Source organism: Mycobacterium sp. IEC1808 (assembly GCF_002101935.1).
Lineage (GTDB): Bacteria > Actinomycetota > Actinomycetes > Mycobacteriales > Mycobacteriaceae > Mycobacterium.
Window position 1 is genome coordinate 57512 of sequence record NZ_LQPV01000015.1, and the last position, 18487, is coordinate 75998.

18 protein-coding genes are annotated in these 18487 nt (G+C 68.0%); 5 read left to right on the forward strand and 13 right to left on the reverse strand.

Annotated features, from left to right (window positions below; translation table 11 throughout):
- Nucleotides 1–38 precede the first annotated feature (38 nt).
- On the reverse strand, nucleotides 39–767 hold the full coding sequence (locus tag AWB92_RS08910) for a TetR/AcrR family transcriptional regulator (protein ID WP_142282021.1): 729 nt from the start codon (nucleotides 765–767) through the stop codon (nucleotides 39–41).
- A 76-nt stretch (nucleotides 768–843) separates the two neighbouring features.
- Nucleotides 844–1692, reverse strand: coding sequence for an SDR family NAD(P)-dependent oxidoreductase (locus AWB92_RS08915; RefSeq protein WP_085185160.1), 849 nt, complete (start codon nucleotides 1690–1692; stop codon nucleotides 844–846).
- Nucleotides 1693–1780: 88 nt separating this feature from the next.
- Here AWB92_RS08915 and AWB92_RS08920 point away from each other — a divergent pair, with 88 nt between their 5' ends.
- Nucleotides 1781–2353: a TetR/AcrR family transcriptional regulator gene (locus AWB92_RS08920; protein WP_085185006.1), complete on the forward strand. Its 573-nt coding sequence runs from the start codon at nucleotides 1781–1783 to the stop codon at nucleotides 2351–2353.
- An 18-nt stretch (nucleotides 2354–2371) separates the two neighbouring features.
- Here the strand turns inward: AWB92_RS08920 and nrdE are convergent, their stop codons facing one another.
- From nrdE to AWB92_RS08945, 4 genes are all read right to left on the reverse strand, one after another.
- A complete protein-coding gene (gene nrdE, locus AWB92_RS08925; RefSeq protein WP_085185007.1) occupies nucleotides 2372–4549 on the reverse strand; it encodes a class 1b ribonucleoside-diphosphate reductase subunit alpha in 2178 nt (725 codons plus the stop codon).
- Entirely contained in the window at nucleotides 4519–5007 is a 489-nt protein-coding gene (gene nrdI, locus AWB92_RS08930; protein WP_085185008.1) for a class Ib ribonucleoside-diphosphate reductase assembly flavoprotein NrdI, read from the reverse strand. The genes nrdE and nrdI overlap by 31 nt, the downstream gene beginning before the upstream one ends.
- A 70-nt stretch (nucleotides 5008–5077) precedes the next feature.
- The gene (locus AWB92_RS08935; protein WP_068100267.1) at nucleotides 5078–5317 is read right to left on the reverse strand and encodes a redoxin NrdH; all 240 of its coding nucleotides are present in this window, start codon (nucleotides 5315–5317) and stop codon (nucleotides 5078–5080) included.
- Between the two features lie 539 nt (nucleotides 5318–5856).
- A complete protein-coding gene (locus AWB92_RS08945; protein WP_085185009.1) occupies nucleotides 5857–6444 on the reverse strand; it encodes an NADPH-dependent FMN reductase in 588 nt (195 codons plus the stop codon).
- A gap of 59 nt (nucleotides 6445–6503) precedes the next feature.
- Between AWB92_RS08945 and AWB92_RS08950 the strand changes: the two genes are divergently transcribed.
- Nucleotides 6504–7106, forward strand: coding sequence for a TetR/AcrR family transcriptional regulator (locus tag AWB92_RS08950; protein ID WP_085185010.1), 603 nt, complete (start codon nucleotides 6504–6506; stop codon nucleotides 7104–7106).
- 7 nt (nucleotides 7107–7113) lie between these two features.
- Nucleotides 7114–8142 carry a DNA polymerase IV gene (locus tag AWB92_RS08955; protein WP_085185011.1) on the forward strand — a complete coding sequence of 343 codons (1029 nt, stop codon included), beginning with the start codon at nucleotides 7114–7116 and terminating at the stop codon, nucleotides 8140–8142.
- Here the strand turns inward: AWB92_RS08955 and AWB92_RS08960 are convergent.
- Both AWB92_RS08960 and AWB92_RS08965 read right to left on the reverse strand, forming a co-directional pair.
- Entirely contained in the window at nucleotides 8104–9018 is a 915-nt protein-coding gene (locus tag AWB92_RS08960) for an SDR family oxidoreductase (protein ID WP_085185012.1), read from the reverse strand. The genes AWB92_RS08955 and AWB92_RS08960 overlap by 39 nt on opposite strands.
- An 18-nt stretch (nucleotides 9019–9036) precedes the next feature.
- The gene (locus tag AWB92_RS08965) at nucleotides 9037–9690 is read right to left on the reverse strand and encodes a TetR/AcrR family transcriptional regulator (RefSeq protein WP_085185161.1); all 654 of its coding nucleotides are present in this window, start codon (nucleotides 9688–9690) and stop codon (nucleotides 9037–9039) included.
- 124 nt (nucleotides 9691–9814) lie between these two features.
- Between AWB92_RS08965 and AWB92_RS08970 the strand changes: the two genes are divergently transcribed.
- Entirely contained in the window at nucleotides 9815–11299 is a 1485-nt protein-coding gene (locus AWB92_RS08970; RefSeq protein ID WP_068175962.1) for a cytochrome P450, read from the forward strand.
- A gap of 91 nt (nucleotides 11300–11390) precedes the next feature.
- Here AWB92_RS08970 and AWB92_RS08975 read toward each other — a convergent pair whose 3' ends face one another.
- The 4 genes from AWB92_RS08975 to AWB92_RS08990 form a co-directional block, all read right to left on the reverse strand.
- Nucleotides 11391–11864 (reverse strand): homocitrate synthase, encoded by a 474-nt coding sequence (locus tag AWB92_RS08975; RefSeq protein WP_085185013.1) that lies wholly within the window; start codon nucleotides 11862–11864, stop codon nucleotides 11391–11393.
- A gap of 221 nt (nucleotides 11865–12085) precedes the next feature.
- A complete protein-coding gene (locus tag AWB92_RS08980) occupies nucleotides 12086–13066 on the reverse strand; it encodes a sensor histidine kinase (RefSeq protein ID WP_142282023.1) in 981 nt (326 codons plus the stop codon).
- A gap of 125 nt (nucleotides 13067–13191) precedes the next feature.
- Nucleotides 13192–14643, reverse strand: coding sequence for an FCD domain-containing protein (locus AWB92_RS08985; RefSeq protein ID WP_085185015.1), 1452 nt, complete (start codon nucleotides 14641–14643; stop codon nucleotides 13192–13194).
- 8 nt (nucleotides 14644–14651) lie between these two features.
- Nucleotides 14652–15845 carry a thiolase family protein gene (locus AWB92_RS08990; RefSeq protein WP_085185162.1) on the reverse strand — a complete coding sequence of 398 codons (1194 nt, stop codon included), beginning with the start codon at nucleotides 15843–15845 and terminating at the stop codon, nucleotides 14652–14654.
- Between the two features lie 57 nt (nucleotides 15846–15902).
- On the opposite strand from AWB92_RS08990, the gene AWB92_RS08995 reads away from it, so the two are divergent.
- Entirely contained in the window at nucleotides 15903–16241 is a 339-nt protein-coding gene (locus AWB92_RS08995) for an OB-fold domain-containing protein (protein ID WP_085185016.1), read from the forward strand.
- Between the two features lie 76 nt (nucleotides 16242–16317).
- Here AWB92_RS08995 and AWB92_RS09000 read toward each other — a convergent pair whose 3' ends face one another.
- A complete protein-coding gene (locus tag AWB92_RS09000) occupies nucleotides 16318–18483 on the reverse strand; it encodes an acyl-CoA dehydrogenase (protein ID WP_085185017.1) in 2166 nt (721 codons plus the stop codon).
- Between the last annotated feature and the right edge of the window lie 4 nt (nucleotides 18484–18487).

Genomic DNA, 18487 nt, shown 5'->3' on the forward strand with positions numbered 1-18487 from the left:
TGACGATCGCCGGGACGATGTCAACGTGCCGAAGGTCCTCAGCTGGCGGCGGGGTTGCTGGGCACCACGCTGTGAATCGGCTGGTCGGGGTCCATCGCGATGCCCAGCGCGTCGGCCGTGCCGACGAGGACGCCCATCATGATGGTCGTCAGGTGGGCGACGAACTGCTCGCGAGGCATGCGCCGCGGGCTGTCGGCTTCGGGGCCCAGCCACCACTCGGTGGCCGACGCGGCCGATCCGAAGGCCGCGTGCCCGGCCAGTTCGATCGCCGCGTGGTCCAGCTCCATCTCCCGCAGCTCGTTGTCGAACATGTCGGCCACGGCCAGGGTGATCCCGCGGCCCTCCTCCAGGATCTTGGGGCTCGCCGCGGAACGGCCCTGGATGAAGACCCGAAGCACGTTGGGGTGCTGGTCGACCAGGTTGACGTACTCCTCGACGGCGCGGCGGATCACCTCGCGGGCCGAATCGGTCTTGAGGTCGATCGACGGGAAGATCGCCGCCCACAGCATGTCGCGCAGCCGCTCGCCGATCGCCTGAAACAGGTCGGATTTGTCGTGGAAGTGCCGGTAGATCTTGGGCTTGGCGGTGCCGGCCTCCTCGGCGATCTCCCGCACGCTCAGCTCGGGGCCCAGGCGGTCAATGGCGCGGAACGCGGCATCCACGATTTCGCCGCGCACCTTCTTGCGGTGTTCGCGCCACCGTTCGCTGCGCGCGTCGACCTTGACCCCGGGCTTCACGCTGGGATGGGGCCTGGACGGTCGAGCGATTCTCACCACGTCAAGCACTTTACCCCCGTGGGCCGCTGACCTGGGCAGACCGGAAATGCCGCGCGTCGGAGCTGGCTCAGCCGGCCATCGCGCGGCGCTTGACGGCGTCGGCGAGGCGGTCCGGCAACCGCGTGAAGACCGCGACCAGTCCCTTGGCGCCGATCGGCACCACGTATCTGGTGCGCGGGCGGCGCGCTTCGGCCGCGTTGGCGATCGTGCGGCCGAGCGCCGACGCCGGCATGGCCTGCTTCATTTGCTTGGCCAGGAACCTGTCGGCCCCTTCGATCAGCGGTCCGTATCCCTCGGCGGCGCCATCGGTAGACACCGCGACGTCCCCGCGTTCGCGCGTCGACGCGTCGACGATGTCTGTCGCGACAAAGCCCGGTTCGACGAGGACAACCTCGATGCCGATCGGAGCCAATTCCATGCGCAGGGAATCGGACAGCGCCTCGACCGCATACTTGGTTGCCCCGTAGACGCCCATGGCGGGAAAACTCGTGCGCCCGACGATCGAGCTGATGTTGATGATGCGGCCGGCGCGACGCGCCCGCATGCCGGGCAGGACCGCGCGGGTCACCGCGAGCAAGCCGAACACGTTGGTGTCGAATTGCCGTTTCACTTCCCGGCCAGGCAGCGTCTCGATCGGACCCGTCAGCGCGTAACCCGCCGCGTTGACCAGGACGTCGACGCCCGCGCCCCGAGTCGCCGAATCGATCAGCGACCGCGCGGTCGCGATCGACTCCTCGTCGGTGACGTCCAACGGCACGGCCACCAGGCCGCGGTGGGCGGCGGCGAGATCATCGAGGGCGGCCTTCCGGCGCGCCGCGCAGAACACCGTGTGCCCGCGCCGGGCCAGCTCGATCGCGACCGCGCGACCGATCCCGGAACTCGCTCCCGTGACAAGGATGTTGAAGTGGTCAGCCATCGGCCCGCGCTCCATCGTAAACAGGTCTGTGTACCATGACGTACCGGTGATGGTACACAGACCTGTTTCCTTTGGCTAGACTCGAATCATGCCCGCTTTACCGACCGCTCGACGCAAGCTGCTGGACACCGCGGCCGACCTGTTCTACCGAGAGGGCATCGGTGCGATCGGCGTCGACCGCATCAGCGCGGACGCCGGAGTCTCCAAGCGCAGCCTGTACCAGCATTTCGGCGGCAAGGACGCCTTGGTGGCGGCGGCGCTGGCCGATCAGGGTCCGGCCATCCTCGAGCGCTACATTCCCGTCGGCGACGGCGCGGCGCCGCCCCGCCAGAAGATCCTTGACGTTTTCGACGCGCTGACCCGATGGTCGAAGGCGCCGGACTTCCGCGGCTGCCCGTTCGTCAACGTGGCTACCGAGCTTGCCGATCCGCACCATCCGGCACGCGACGTGGCGCGTGATCACAAGCTGCGCCTCAACCGGTATTTCGCTCGCCAGGCTCGGGCCGGGGGGGCGAAGAAGCCGAACGTGCTCGCCGAGCAGCTGCTGATGCTTTTCGACGGCGCGATCTGCCAGGCGGTGATGAAGTCGGCGCCGGTCCCTCCCAGTACCCGCGCCGCGGCCGAGATCCTGCTGGACGCGCACGGCCTCACCGCGCACTGAGCGGGTCGGGCCCTGGCGTCACAGCATGCAGGAGACGCAGCCCTCGACTTCTGTTCCTTCCAGCGCCATCTGGCGCAGCCGGATGTAGTACAGCGTCTTGATTCCCTTGCGCCAGGCGTAGATCTGCGCCTTGTTCACGTCGCGGGTGGTGGCGGTGTCCTTGAAGAACAGGGTCAGCGACAGCCCCTGGTCCACGTGCTGGGTGGCCGCGGCGTAGGTGTCGATGATCTTCTCGTAGCCGATCTCGTAGGCGTCCTGGTAGTACTCCAGGTTGTCGTTGGTCATGTAGGGCGCCGGGTAGTAGACCCGCCCGATCTTGCCCTCCTTGCGGATCTCGACCTTCGACACGATCGGGTGGATCGACGACGTGGAGTGGTTGATGTAGGAGATGGACCCGGTGGGCGGCACCGCCTGCAGGTTCTGGTTGTAGATGCCGTGCGCTTGGACCGATTCCTTCAGCCGCTTCCAGTCGTCCTGGGTGGGGATGCGGATCTCGGCGTCGGCGAACAGCTGGCGCACCTTGTCGGTCGCCGGCTCCCACACCTGCTCGGTGTACTTGTCGAAAAACTCGCCGCTCGCATACTTCGACTTCTCGAAACCCTTGAAATGCGTGCCGCGTTCGATCGCGATGCGGTTCGAGGCCCGCAGCGCGTGGTAGAGCACCGTGTAGAAGTAGATGTTGGTGAAGTCGATGCCTTCCTCGGAGCCGTAGAAAATGCCCTCGCGGGCCAGGTAGCCGTGCAGGTTCATCTGCCCGAGGCCGATCGCGTGGGAATCGTTGTTGCCCTGCTCGATTGAGGGCACCGAAGTGATGTGCGTCTGGTCGCTGACGGCGGTGAGCGCACGGATCGCCACCTCGATCGTCTGGGCGAAGTCCGGTGAGTCCATCGTCTTGGCGATGTTCAGCGACCCCAGGTTGCACGAAATGTCCTTGCCCACCTTGGCATACGACAGGTCGTCGTTGAACAACGACGGCGTGGACACCTGCAGGATCTCCGAGCACAGGTTCGAATGCGTGATCTTGCCCTCGATGGGGTTGGCCCGGTTCACCGTGTCCTCGAACATGATGTAGGGGTAGCCCGATTCGAACTGCAGCTCGGCCAGCGTCTGGAAGAACTCGCGCGCCTTGATCTTGGTCTTGCGGATGCGCGCGTCGTCGACCATCTCGTAGTACTTCTCGGTCACCGAGATGTCGGCGAACGGCACCCCGTACACGCGCTCGACGTCGTACGGCGAGAACAGGTACATGTCCTCGTTCTTCTTGGCCAGCTCGAAGGTGATGTCGGGGATCACCACGCCGAGGCTCAGCGTCTTGATCCGGATCTTCTCGTCGGCGTTCTCCCGCTTGGTGTCCAGGAAGCGGTAGATGTCGGGGTGATGCGCCTGCAGGTACACCGCGCCGGCGCCCTGGCGCGCGCCCAGCTGATTGGCGTAGGAGAACGAGTCCTCGAGCAGCTTCATGATGGGGATGACGCCCGAGGACTGGTTCTCGATGTTCTTGATCGGCGCGCCGTGCTCGCGAATGTTGGAGAGCAGCAACGCAACTCCCCCGCCGCGCTTGGACAGCTGCAGGGCGGAGTTGATCGATCGCCCGATCGACTCCATGTTGTCCTCGATGCGCAGCAGAAAGCAGCTGACCGGCTCGCCGCGCTGCTTCTTGCCCGAGTTCAGGAACGTCGGAGTGGCCGGCTGGAACCGCCCGTCGATGATCTCGTCGACCAGCTTCTCGGCCAGCCCGGTGTCGCCGGACGCCAACGTCAGCGCCACCATGACGACGCGGTCCTCGAAGCGCTCCAGGTAACGCTTCCCGTCGAACGTCTTCAGCGTGTAGGAGGTGTAGTACTTGAACGCGCCCAAAAACGTCGGGAAGCGGAACTTCTTGGCATAGGCGCGGTCCAGCAGCGACTTGACGAAGTTGCGCGAGTACTGGTCGAGAACCTCACGCTCGTAATAGTTTTCGCGGATCAGGTAGTCGAGCTTCTCGTCCTGATTGTGGAAGAACACGGTGTTCTGGTTGACGTGCTGCAGGAAGTACTGGCGCGCCGCGAGAACGTCCTTGTCGAACTGAATCTTGCCGTCCGCGTCGTACAGATTCAGCATCGCGTTCAGCGCGTGGTAGTCCGTCTCCGGCGGGCACCCCGGAAGGGAGGGGCGAGCGGCGGCGGTTACAGGCTCTGCAGTGACGGTTGGTGGCACGTCTGTTCCTTCCAGAAGTCGGCGAGACCGGCGCGGACGGCATCCACGTCGTCCGGGGTCCCCATCAGTTCGAAGCGGTAAAGGTAGGGAACGCCGCACTTGCGGGAGATGACGTTTCCCGCGTAGGCGAATTCGGTACCAAAGTTGTTGTTGCCCGCAGCGATGACGCCGCGGATCAGCGACCGGTTGTGCTCGTCGTTCAAAAAGGCGATGACCTGTTTAGGGACATACCCCCCGCGCTCCATGTCAGCGATGCTCGGGTTGCGCAGGCCGCCGCCGTACGTCGGCACTATCAGCACATACGGCTCATCGACCTCGATGCGCCCGTGCAGCGGTATCCGCGTGGCGGGAACACCCAGCTTCTGCACGAAGCGGTGGGTGTTCTCCGACACGGAAGAGAAATAGACCAGTGACGATCGCAAGCTCGGCGCAGCCGGGCGAAGCGGGTCGTCACTCATCCAACCGAGGTTGGGCCCAGTGATCCCCATGGCACCGCAACCTTCCTTACCTAACGTCTGCCGCTATTGCTCAGGCGCTCAGCGCCGACTCCGCGAGCGCCTTGATGCGGTCGGGGCGGAAACCCGACCAGTGGTCGTTCCCGGCAACCACGACGGGAGCCTGCAGGTAGCCCAGCGCCATCACGTAGTCCCGCGACTCAGCGTCCAGCGTGATGTCGACCTTCTGGTAGGCGATGCCCTGCTTGTCCATGGCCTTGAAGGTGGCGCTGCACTGCACGCACGCGGGCTTGGTATAGACGGTGATGCTCATGGATGCCGCTCCTTTGCGGAAGGGGAGAACCTGTAACGGACTGGCAACTACTCGGGTACTGCAACGAACTGCGTCTTCGCTGTGTTTCAGCGGCCCGCCAGGGCCCCAGATTCCCGTCTTGCGGCGCTGGAAGCCGAAGGCGCTGCTTCGACCTCTTCGAGCCGATTCGGGGAGGTCCCCAAGCCCGGCCAGCGTGGGGATCCTGGGATCTGCCGGTGCCTCGAAACACTACACCTAGTGGCCGACAAGTTGTCTAGATACAAGATGTTCTGAATAACAATTTTGAAATTCCCTGGTCGTAAGGCTCCACACGACATCCGCTCGGCGTGTCGCAGATCACAGATCGGTCTCGGGAAGCCCACGCCATCCGGTATATCAGCGGCCACCGACAACGAGCGGGTGAAGGCGGCACGAGCGGCGACCCCGCCTATCCCCGTCCGATCACCAGCAAAGCCGCCAGCGCGGGCTGGCGGCTTTGGCTATTCGGTTAGCGAAACGTCGCTGGTGGCCGGCGAGCGGCTTGTGGGTTCTCGCTAAATTCAGCCGACTTCGGCCGCCAGTTTGCCGACGACGTCGCGCACGTTCTCCGAGAGCTCGGCGTGTTCGCCGGGCGCCTTGCCGTCCAGGGTCTTGAACGGCACCGAGAGCTTGAGATCCTCGATCACCCGGGCACCGGCGATCCCGAACGACTTGCGGGTCGCGTCGTGCGCCCACACCCCGCCGTACTGGCCGAAGGACCCCCCGATGACTGCCAGCGGCTTGCCCTTCAGCGCGCCGTCGCCGAAGGGGCGCGACAGCCAGTCGATCGCGTTCTTGACGACCGCCGGGAAGCTGCCGTTGTACTCCGGGGTGACCACCAGCGCCGCATCGGCGTCGGCCGCCGCAGCGCGCAGCGCGCTCACCGCGGCCAGCGGCGGGGCGTCGGGGTTCATCGCGTCGTCGATCTCCTCGTTGTAGAAGGGCACCTCAGCCAGCCCCTCGAAGATCGTGACGTTGACGCCGTCGGGAGCGACCGCCCCCGCCAGCTCGGCGATCTGGCGGTTGATCGATGCCGCGCGCAAACTACCCACGAACGCCACGATTTGGATCTCTGCCACCTTAGTTCCCTTCGGCCGTTGGTCTACCATCCTTGCACGCCCCAACCGGACTATGGTCCGGTTTATTCCGGCAGCGTTAAAGTGCGGATGTGAGCAGTGTCGAGCGGTCGCGCGAGTTGCCCGTGTCGGTTCCCCAGGAACGGGGCGATGCGGCGCGCAACCGCACGCTCCTGCTTCAGGCCGCCCGCAGGCTGGTCGCCGAGCGCGGCGCTGACGCCGTCACAATGGACGACGTCGCCGCCGCCGCGGGGGTCGGCAAGGGCACGCTGTTCCGCCGCTTCGGCAGCCGCGCGGGCCTGATGATGGTGCTGCTCGACGAGGACGAGCGGGCCAGCCAGCAGGCGTTTCTGTTCGGCCCGCCGCCGCTGGGACCCGACGCGCCACCGATGGACCGGCTGGTCGCCTTCGGCCGGGAGCGGATTCGCTTTGCCCATGCCCACCACGAGCTGCTGTCGGCGGCCAACCGCGATCCGCAGCTGCGCCACGCCGGGGCGGGCGCCGTGCAGCGCACGCACGTGCGGGTGCTGCTGGCCTCGGCGGGCACCACCGGTGATATCGACGTCCAGACCGACGCCCTGCTGGCGCTGCTCGACGCCGATTACGTGGAGCACCAACTCAATGGCGGTGGGCACACCATGGACACGCTGTGCGACGCGTGGGAAAGCCTGGCGCGCAAGCTCTGCGGGCGGTGAGGACCGGATGAGCTGGGTCCTGCACGTCGACCTCGACCAGTTTCTGGCATCGGTCGAACTGCGCCGCCACCCCGAGCTGGCCGGGCTGCCGGTCATCGTCGGCGGCAGCGGTGATCCGACCGAACCGCGCAAGGTGGTCACCTGCGCCTCGTACGAGGCCCGGGAATTCGGTGTGCACGCCGGCATGCCGTTGCGCACCGCCGCCCGCCGGTGCCCCGACGCCACCTTCCTGCCGTCCGACCCGGCCGCCTACGACGCGGCCTCCGATCAGGTGATGGGCCTGCTGCGCGACCTGGGGCACCCGGTCGAGGTGTGGGGCTGGGACGAGGCGTACATCGGCGTGCGGGGCGGGGACCCGGCCGAGGTGGCCGAACAGATCCGAACGGTCGTCGCCTCCGAAACGGGACTGTCCTGCTCGGTCGGCATCAGCGACAACAAACAGCGGGCCAAGGTCGCCACCGGCTTCGCGAAACCGGCCGGCATCTTCGCGCTCACCGACGCGAACTGGATGACGGTGATGGCGGACCGCCCGGTCGACGCGCTGTGGGGCGTCGGCCCCAAGACGGCGAAAAAGCTTGCGGCCCTTGATATCACCACGGTGCGTGACCTTGCGAACGCCGACGCGGAACTGCTGACGTCCACGTTCGGCCCGCGCACCGGCCTGTGGCTGCTGCTGCTGGCCAAGGGCGGCGGGGACGCGGAAGTCAGCGCCGAGCCGTGGATACCGCGCTCGCGCAGTCACGTCGTCACCTTTCCGCGCGACCTCACCGACAGGGCCGAAATGGATTCGGCCATAACGCGATTGGCGCGCCAGGCATTGGACGACGTGCTGGCGGGGGGCCGGATCGTCACCCGCGTGGCCGTCACCGTGCGGACCGCGACGTTCTACACCCGCACCAAAATCCGCAAGCTGCCCGCTCCCACCACAGACGCGGACACCATCACGCAAGCCGCCCTGCGCCTCCTGGACCTGTTCGAACTGGACCGGCCCATTCGCCTACTCGGCGTGCGACTCGAGCTGGCCATGCCGGACTAGCGGCGCCGGGGCGGGACGCAGCGCGCGCGTGAAGATCACGTTGACCTGACGCATCGCCACGCTGTACGGCCACCAGGCCAGCCGTTTGAACGCGTACAGCGCACGGATGTCGCCCGACGTGTAGATCAGGTAGCGGTTCTTCGCGACGCCGGCCAGGATCTTCTCGGCCGCCCGTTCCGGCGACACCGCGTGACCGCTGAAGCGGTCCACCCAGCGGGCGACCCGCGGGTCTTCGCGGTCCACCCCGGCGATCTCGACCGTGTCCACCAGCGGGGTCTTCACCGCGCCCGGCACCACGACCGACACCCCGATACGGTGGCGCGCCAGGTCGAAGCGCAACACCTCGGACAGGCCGCGCAACCCGAACTTGCTCGCGCTGTAGGCCGCGTGCCACGGCAGCGCCACCAGCCCCGCCGCCGACGACACGTTGACCACGTGCCCGCCCCGGCCGGCCGCCAACATCGGGGGAACGAACGCCTCGATGACGTGGATCGGACCCATCAGGTTGATCGCGATCATCTTGCTCCACTGCTCGTGGCTCAGCCGGTCGACGGTGCCCCAGGCCGACACGCCGGCGATGTTCAGCACGACATCCATCGTCGAATGCTCGGCGTGGATGTCGGCGGCGAAGGCAGCCACCTGGTCATGGTCGGCGATGTCCAGTGCGCGGTGGGCGGGCACCGCAGCGCCGAGGGCGCGGGCGTCGGCCACGGTCAGTTCGAGGCCGTCGGCGTTGCGATCGGTCAGGTACAGCTCGGCGCCCTGCGCGGCCAACCGCAGGGCGGTCGCGCGCCCGATCCCGCTCGCCGCGCCGGTGACCAGGCACCGCTTCCCCGCGAAATACCGCCCCGACGTCCTCGGAAGCCTTGGCCCCATGGCCGTGACCCTACCGCGTTACTTCGGGCCGCCACCCCAGAGCGAATTCAGCCACAGCTGCTCGAGCACGCGCACCCGGCGCTCCAGGTCGTCTTGGTGACCCTGGCGTCCGGCGAGCAGCGGGTCGCCGCTCAGCGTCAGGGAGGTGGTGCCCGCCAGGGTGCGCACCAACGCCGGGATGTCGTCGCTGATCGGGTTCGCCGTCCCCGCCTTCATCTCCGCCTCGACGATCGCGGTGATCTGGCCCAGCACCACCTCGAACTGCCGCTCCAGGAGCTCTTGAATCTGAACGTCGGTGTGGCGGGCCACCTCACAAGCCGCCATCACGGGGTCGTTGTGCGCGTAGACCGCGGCGGCGCTACGGACCATCCGCTTGGCGAACTGTTCCGGCGACTCGCCCGGCTGGCGGGGGGCGAAGTACTGCGTGAGCTCTTCGAGTTCCTCGGCGGCGTCAGCCATGATCTGGGCGAGCACCGCGTACTTGGAGTCGAAGTAGAAGTAGAAGCCCGAGCGGGCCACCCCGGCCCGCAGGCTGATGGTGCTCACCGACAGCTCCGAGAAGGGCTGTTCCTCGAGCAGGTCGCGCACCGCCTGCATGATCGCCTGCCGATGCTTGTCGCCCCGGCGGCGAATGGCCGGTTCGCCCGGGTCCGAGTCGGCATGGCTGCTCACGCCATCGACCTTGCACCACGCCACAGGAAAAGCAAACTTGACAGCCGTCAAGTTTTTCCCGAAGGTATGAATCAGTGACCGCTGTCACCCGCCCCGGGCCCGCAAAGGAGCGCGAAGGAGTTTCATGGCCGCCACTATCAGCACCCCCAACTACCTGCTCGATCAGGCGCGCAGGCGGCTGACGCCGTCGTTCAACAACTTCCCCGGCATGGGCCTGGTCGAACGCAGGCTGTTGAACACGCAGTTTCCGGAGCACAAGCTCGCCGACCCGCCGCCGGGCAGCGGACTCAAGCCGGTCCTCGGCGACGCGGGGCTGCCGGTCCTCGGGCACATCATCGAGATGCTGCGCGGCGGACCCGACTATCTGTTGTTCCTCTACCAGACCAAGGGCCCGGTCGTGTTCGGAGACTCGCCGGTCCTGCCGGGGGTCGCGGCGTTGGGCCCTGACGCGGCACAGGTCATTTACTCCAACCGCAACAAGGACTACTCCCAGCAGGGCTGGGTGCCGGTGATCGGGCCGTTCTTCCACCGCGGGCTGATGCTGCTCGACTTCGAAGAGCACATGTTCCACCGGCGCATCATGCAGGAGGCGTTCGTCCGGTCCCGGCTCGTCTCCTACGTCGAGCAGATGGACAAGGTCATCACCAAAACGGTCGCGAACGACTGGGTGGTCAACGACGCGCGATTCCTTCTCTATCCGGCGATGAAGGAGCTGACCCTCGACATCGCCTCGATGGTGTTTATGGGCCACGAGCCGGGCACCGACCGCGAGCTGGTGACCAAGGTGAACAAGGCGTTCACGGTCACCACCCGCGCCGGGAACGCGATCATCCGCACGGGTGTCCCGCCGTTCACCTGGTGGCGCGGCCTGAAGGCGCGCGAACTGCTGGAGAACTATTTCCGCGAGCGCGTCAAGGAACAGCGCGGGAAGGACGGCAACGACCTGCTGTCGGTGTTGTGCCAGACCGAGGACGAGGACGGCAACAAGTTCTCCGACGAGGACATCGTCAACCACATGATCTTCCTGATGATGGCCGCGCATGACACGTCGACGTCGACCGCCACCACGATGGTCTACCAGCTGGCCGCCCACCCGGAGTGGCAGGAGCGCTGCCGCGACGAGTCGGACCGCCTGATCGGCGACGGGCCGCTCGACATCGACTCCCTCGAGAAGCTCGAGTCGCTGGACCTGGTGATGAACGAGTCGATCCGGCTGGTGACACCGGTGCAGTGGGCGATGCGTCAGACCGTGCGCGACACGGACCTGCTGGGCTACTACATTCCCAAGGGCACCAACGTGATCGCCTATCCGGGGATGAATCACCGGCTGCCGGAACTCTGGACGGACCCGCTGAAATTCGACCCGGACCGGTTCACCGAGCCGCGCAGCGAGCACAAGCGGCACCGCTACGGGTGGACTCCGTTCGGCGGCGGCGCGCACAAGTGCATCGGAATGGTGTTCGGGCAGTTGGAGATCAAGTCGATCCTGCACCGCCTGCTGCGCCGCTACCGACTTGAGCTGCCCCGCCCGGGCTACCAGGCCGAGTGGGACTACGGCGGCATGCCGGTGCCCAAGGACGGCATGCCGATCGTGCTGCGCCCGCTCTAGTCCCCTCGCCACCAGACGCAAAAGTCCCCATTTGAGGCGGCGGATTCCAGTGAACGCCGAAACTCGGGGCTTTTGCGTCTGCTCGGCACCGTCAGGCGATCAGCCGGTTGGCGCACGCGATCACCGCGCGCAACGCCGACTGGGTCGGATCCTCCGACAGGCCCATCGCCCACTCGGCGCGAATCCCGTTGCTGCCGCGGATAAACGTGGCCGTGGCCGCGCCGCAACGGATCTGGTGAAACCGCAGCATCTCCACCGTGATCCCGCGCTCGTGCAACATCGCGGTGAGGGCGGCGATCGGACCGCTGGCGGCGGCGGTCGACGTGCTGATGTGGTCACCGACGGCGATCATCGCCCGAAAGTTGCGGGCCTGGGGCCCGAGCCGCCCGGCGGGCCGCTCGGTGTCGGTGCAGGCCCAGTGCCCCAGTCGCAGCGGGCCGGCCGTGCGGCCGTAGGTGGCGACGAAGGCCTCCCACGACATCGCGCCGGCCTCCTCGCGCAGCCCGCGCGGCAGGGCGGCGCCGAAGTGCTCGCTTAAAGAAGGAAGGGATTTGGTAAGAGCCACGGTCTCGGTCTTCTCTGATCAGCAGGAGCGACCGACGGTAGTAGCTTCCGACCCACAGCGGGGGGTCGGTCTGGGATCAGACCCCGCTGCGGGTGCTGGCTACTACGGCACGCTGAAGAAGACGCACGAGCGCCGAGATTAGACGTCGCGGGCCGGCAATGCAAATCCGTTTCGCGCGGCCCGGTAACTCACTGCCGGACAAGCGCTTTCGTGATGATGCCCTATCCGTTAGGCCCGGGCGCCGCGTCGAACCGCAGGTAGGCCTGGATCGTCGTCCCGGCCGGCGTGGTGTGCGTGCGGACCAGGTCAGATATGGCGTTGACCAGATACAGACCGCGACTGGCCGGGCCGCTCGGGCCGGGGTCCAGGCGGCCCACCAGCGGGTTGCCCAGCCGTCCGGTGTCGCGCGCCTCACAAACCAGGTGCTCGTCTTCGCGCCAGAACGCCAGCCGGCAGGCTCCGTCGGTGTACATCAGGCTGTTGCTGGCCAGCTCCGTCGCGATCAGTTGCAGATCCTCGATGCCCTCCTGGGACATTCCCACCCAGCCGGCGTAGTCGACGGCGAACGAGCGGGCGGGCCGCAGGTCCGCCGACTTCCTGACCATGTACGTGACGGCGCCCGGCTTGGCGACGAGCGGTTGGTTGCAGCGATCCAAGACCTCGTCGGGCGCGTATTCGGCGCTGCGGTGCAGCGCGCCACGGCTCCACAGCAGCGGGTGCGTCGCGCGGGCATCCGCCAGCACCGAGTCACCGAGCTCGCTCGCGTCGTAAAGACACAACACGGTCGCCGGGTATCCGTCGAGGGCCGAGTTCACCAGCGCCTCGTGCTCGGAGCAGGCGACGATTTCCTCGTCGGTGCGTTCGGGCCAGGCGAGCTCGCTCACAATTCGCACCCGCTTGCCCTGGTGTTCGTCGATGAAGGAACCCTCCATGGCCATGAAGCGGCTCGGGTTGCGGCCGATCTCGGCAATGTCGACCATCCGCAGTTGCGTCGGGAATCCGCCGCCGGGACCGGCCAGCGCGTCCCGCAGCCCGCCCAGCTTGGCGCCGGGCACCGCCACCAAAACGTCCTCGCCCCGCGCCAACCCGTCGGCGACGAAGCGAACCGCAAAGTCCAGATACTCCGCCTGCGAACTGTAAAGAAGCCCGGAATGAACGAAACCCGAGTGGTCGGTGTACGTCCCCCCGAAGCCTCCCGTCACCGGTGCGCGCTCGCTTTCGATCACAAGTGCCAACCCCCTGCTGGACCGGCCATTCGTTACTTCCCTTGCCAGTACCCAAGACGGGCTTTCGCTATGCCGCCGAACGCGTCACATCCGAAAAACGGCTAGAGCCACCACGAGGCCGCCGCGTCGAGGTGGCGACGGATGCGGTAGCGGGCGAGGCTGTCGTCGCCGGCTTCGATCGCCTGCAGGATCCGCAGATGCGCGTGCTCGACGGCGACGACGTCGGCCCAGTTCGGCTCCGTCTGCGCGGTGCTGGACCAGTGCCGGCGAAACAGCTCGATGATGATGCGAAGGAACAAATCCAGCAGTGCGTTGCCGGCCAGCTGGGCCAATCCGAGGTGGAAGCGGGCCTCCTCGGCGACGGCCTTGCGCACGTCGCCCGCGTGGCTGTCCGGACGGGTCGCCAGAAACGCCGCCACCTCGGACTCGCTGCGCCGCTTGACGATTCTGGCGACGTTGTCGATCTCGATGGCGTCGCGAACACAGCGCAGGTCTTCCCGCGTCGGCCTGCGGTACTGCAGGTACAGCGCGATGGTGTCGATGCTGGCCTCGGCGTGCGGCGTGGCGACGATCAGGCCGCCGCCCGGTCCGCGCCGCATCCGCGCGACCGAGTGATATTCGAGCAGCCGCACCGCCTCCCGGAACACCGCGCGGCTGACCCGGTAGCGCTCCAGCAGGGCCGTCTCCGTCCCGAACACCGAGCCGACCTGCCAGCCGTCGGCGGCGATGTCGTCGCCGACGGTGACGGCCAGCATCTCGGCGAGCTTGCCGGAAGGCGCGTCACCTTCGAGGGACAGGCCCGCCGCCCGCAGCCGGCGCGCCCCGCGCGGCGGGGTGCCCTCGCCGGGGTAATGCCGCTGCAGCCAGGAGGTCACCGCTTCGACATGCCGTTCGGAAAGCGTCTTGGCCCGGGCCGCGTCGCCGGAGGTGACGGCGGCGACGAGTCGCGAGTGGTCGCGGTGCATGTGCTCGACCGCCTCGATCGCCTCGGTCGACGAGTCGGCCCGCGACTGCAGGGCGTAGCGCGTGGTGAGCCGCATCAAGATGTCGATGAACAATTGCAGGACGGGGCTTTTCGATTGCTCCGCCAACGCGATGTGGAACTCGTCGCGCGGCGCCGGCAGGCCCGGTCGCCACTGCTCCTCCGCCCGCAACACCGACCGCAACCGGTCGATGCCGGCTTCGTCGATGCGCTCCGCCGCAAGCGAGGCCGCCAGCGGCTCGAGGACCAGGCGCGCGTTGAGCAGGTCGACCAGCGTCGTGCCCAGATACTCGAGGTAGATCACCACGGCTCGGGTGGCCGGGCCGGCGTCCGGCCGGCAGATCAGCAGCCCGCCGCCCGGTCCGCGGCGCATCCGGGCGACCTGGTGGTGTTCGACCAGGCGAACGGCCTCCCGCAGCACCGATCGACTCACGCCGTACCGCTGTTGCAGGGCGTGTTCGGAGCCCAGCGATTCGCCGACGGTCCAGCCGCGGCGGACTATGTCCGCCTCGATGCGGCGGGCAATTTGCGCGGCGAGTTTGTCCGCGGGACTCCAATCGCGCTGTGCCACAAGCTATCTCAACAGGTGAGCAACATGCATCCGGCGACGGGGCCACCGCCCACGGAAACCACGCCGACCTCGGGGCGTTTCGACACCTGGCGCTTCCCCGCATCGCCGCGCAGCTGCAGGCACCCTTCGTGCAAGGCCCAGTAGCCGTGCATGCGCCCCGCCGACAGCTGGCCGCCGTAGGTGTTCAGCGGCAGTTGGCCGTCGCGGGCGATGCGCGCGCCGCCCTCGACGAACGGCCCCGCCTCGCCGTCGCCGCATACCCCCAGCGCCTCGAGCCACGCGAGGGTGAGAAACGTGAAACCGTCGTACAACTCGGCCAGTTCCAGGTCGGCGGGCGTCAACTGGGTGCGCGACCACATCTGCGCGGTCGCGTCCGACATCGCCATCTTCGGGTAGTCGTCGCGGTGGAACCAGCCGCCCGCACCGTCGGATCCGCCGATCGCCTCCACCGCCACCGCGCGGTGCGGACAGTCGCGGGCGTACTCGGCGTGCGACACCACCACCGCGATCGAACCGTCGATGGGGACGTCGCAGTCCAGCAGGCCGAACGGCGTCGAGACCGGCCGCGCCGCAAGGTAGTCGGCCATGGTCATCGGTTCGCGGTAGACCGCAAGGGGATTCAGCGCGGCGTTGCGTCTGCCGTTGAGCGCCAGCCAGCCCAGCTGTTCCTTGGTGGTTCCGTACAGCTCCATGTGGCGGCGGCAGTTCAGCGCCAGCCAGTTCGCGGCGGAATAGGCGTGGGCCGCGACCAGGTCGTTGACGTCGTCCATCGCGCCGACCGCCGGCTTCGGCGCGCCTTCGGGCGTCTCGAACATTCGCGCCAGTGCAGGCGCGGGCGCGTTTTCCTCCCGCTTGACCGGGACCGTCCCGCCGAGCATTTGTATCGTCCGGTAGATCGCCACGTGGTGCGCGCGTCGTTCGGCGACCGCGCGACACGCCGACATCACCGGGCTCAGCAGGCCGCCGGTGCCGAAGCCGGCCCCGCAGTCGGCCGCCTCGATGCGCAGTTCGGCGTTGACGTCCGCGGCGGGGGTGTCGCCGAGGGTGGCGATCCCGTCGATGTCGGCCGGCGACAGGCCGGCGTCGGCGATGGCACCGCGCACCGCCTCCATGGTCAGTTCCAGGCCCGGGATCCCGGTGCGACGGCCGATGCGCGAGATGCCGAGGCCGGAGATGATCGCGTCTTTTTCGAAGTAGGTCATGTGCACCATCCGTCCAAGCAACCCGCCGCCCACACCAAACCAATAGAGTGTACTGTATTGGCCGTGTCAGGCGAGTTGCTCATCGAACACTGCGACGCGTGCGCGCGCTGGGTGCACCCGGCGGCCGGCGAATGCCGGGACTGCGGCGGCCCGCTGGTGGCGCGGCCGGTGTCGGGACGGGGCACCGTGTTCACCTACACCGTGAACCACCACGCGTACAACCCGGACATCCCGAGGCCCTACGTGATCGCCATCGTCGAGCTCGCCGAACAGAGCGGGCTGCGGGTTGCCGCCAACATCGTTGGCTGCGAACCGGATTCGGTCACGTGCGGGATGCCGGTCGCGATTCACCCGGAGAAGGGCAGCGGCGGCGCGCCGCAATTCGCGCCGGCCTAACCCGCGCGAGCAGACGCAAAATCGCACGAATTTTTCGATTCCGGTGCGATTTTTGCGTCTGCTCGCCGAAAGAAAGCTAGTTGATCAGGGGGTCGCGCGGCATCCCGAGGATCCGCTCGGCGATCTGGTTGCGGGTCACCTCGGAGGTGCCGCCGGCGATCGACATGCCGCGCGCGCCCATGATCATGCGGGCCGCCAGCGCGGCCGGCCCGTCGGCCAGCGCGACCTCGGGACCCAGCAAGGCGGCCGAGATCGCGGCGCCCTCGACCATGTGCTCGGCCAGCTTCAGCTTGGTGACGTTGCCCTCCGGGCCCGGGCCCGACCCTTCGACGCTGCGGGCGACGCGGCGCAGGTTCAACAGCCGCAGCGCGTGATCGTCGGCCAGGAAGTTGCCCACGCGAATCTTGGCCCCCGCCAACTGATCCGGCCGCTGCTTGGCCAGGTCGATGAGCATTTCCGCCAGGCCCTCGTAGAACGACCCGCTGCCGCCGATGCTGACGCGTTCGTTGCCGAGCGTGGCCCGCGCGACGGTCCATCCGGTGTTGGGCTCGCCGACCACGTCCTCGTCGGGGACGAACAGGTCGTTGAAGAACACCTCGTTGAAATCCGAGCCGCCGGTGATCTGCCGCAGCGGCCGCACCTCGACTTCGGGCGCCTTCATGTCGATGATCACGGTGGTGATGCCGGCATGTTTGGGCGCGTCGGGGTCGGTGCGCACGGTGGCCAGGCCCCGCGCGCAGTAGTGCGCGCCGCTGGTCCACACCTTCTGCCCGTTGATCTTCCAGCCGCCGTCGACCCGGGTGGCGCGGGTCTTGATGGACGCCGCGTCCGACCCCGCATCCGGCTCGGAGAACAGCTGGCACCAGACCTCGTCTTTGCGCAGCGCCTTCTCCACGAATCGTTCGATCTGCCAAGGCGTCCCGTGCTGAATCAGGGTCAGGATCACCCAGCCGGTGATCCCGTAGTCCGGCCGCTTGATGCCCGCGGCGCGGAACTCCTCCTCGATCACCAGCTGCTCCACCGCGTCGGCGCCGCGCCCCCACGGCTTGGGCCAGTGCGGCATCACGTAGCCGGTCTCGATCAGCTTGTCGCGCTGCGCCTGCTTGTCCAGGGCCGCGATCTCGGCGGCGTCCGCGTGGATCCGGGTGCGCAGCTGCTCGGCCTCGGGCGGCAGGTCCAGGCTGTTCTCGCGCACGGCGCCGGCCGCGGTGCGCTCGAACGCATCGGCGGCCGGGGCGTCCCCGCCGAACAGCGCCGTGGTCACCAGCGCCCGGCGCAGGTGCAGGTGGGCGTCGTGTTCCCAGGTGAAGCCGATGCCCCCGTGCACCTGAATGTTGAGTTCGGCGTTGCGCGCATACGCCGGGAAGGCCAGCGCGCCGGCCACCGCGGCGGCAAGGCGAAACTGGTCCTCGTCCTCCCCCGCCGCGCGCGAGGCGTCCCACACGGCGGCGGTCGCCGACTCAGCGGCCACCAGCATGTTCGCGCAGTGGTGCTTGACGGCCTGAAACGTCGCGATGGTCCGGCCGAACTGCTGGCGCACCTTGGCATAGGCGACGGCGGCCTCGACGCAGTCCGACGAGCCGCCGACGGCCTCCGCGGCCAGCACCGTGCGGGCCCGGGCCAGCGCGGAGGGGCGCGCGCCCGGCAGGACATCGTCGGCGGTGACGCGCACGCCGCTCAGGCGCACGCGCCCGGAACGCCGCGTCGGGTCGAGGTTGTCCGGCACGTCCACCGACACGCCGTCGCGCGCCCGGTCCAGCAGCAGCACATCGTCACCGGCGGCGACCACCAGCAGCTCGCCACGACCGGCGCCCAGCACGATCCCGGCGTCGCCGTCGGCCACGCCGTCGTCGACCCGCACCTCGCCGTCCAGGCCGATGCCCGCGGTGACGGTTCCGTCGATCAGGCCGGGCAGCAGCCGCGACTTCTGCTCTGCGCTGCCCTCTTTGGCGATCACCGCCGAGGCGATCACGGTCGGCACGAACGGTCCCGGTGCCACCGCGCGGCCGAGTTCCTCGACGACGACGACGAGTTCGGGCAGGCCGTAGCCGGAGCCACCGTGCTCCTCCTCGACGTGCAGGCCGAGCCAGCCGAGCTCCACCAGGTCGTGCCAGAACGGGGGCCGGGACTCGTCGGGCGCGTCGAGCAGCGAGCGCGCCGCCCAGCGCGCCTTCTGCGCGGTCAGGAACCCGCGGGCCACCCCGGCGAGTTCGCGATGGTCGTCGGTCAGGGCGATACCCATGAGG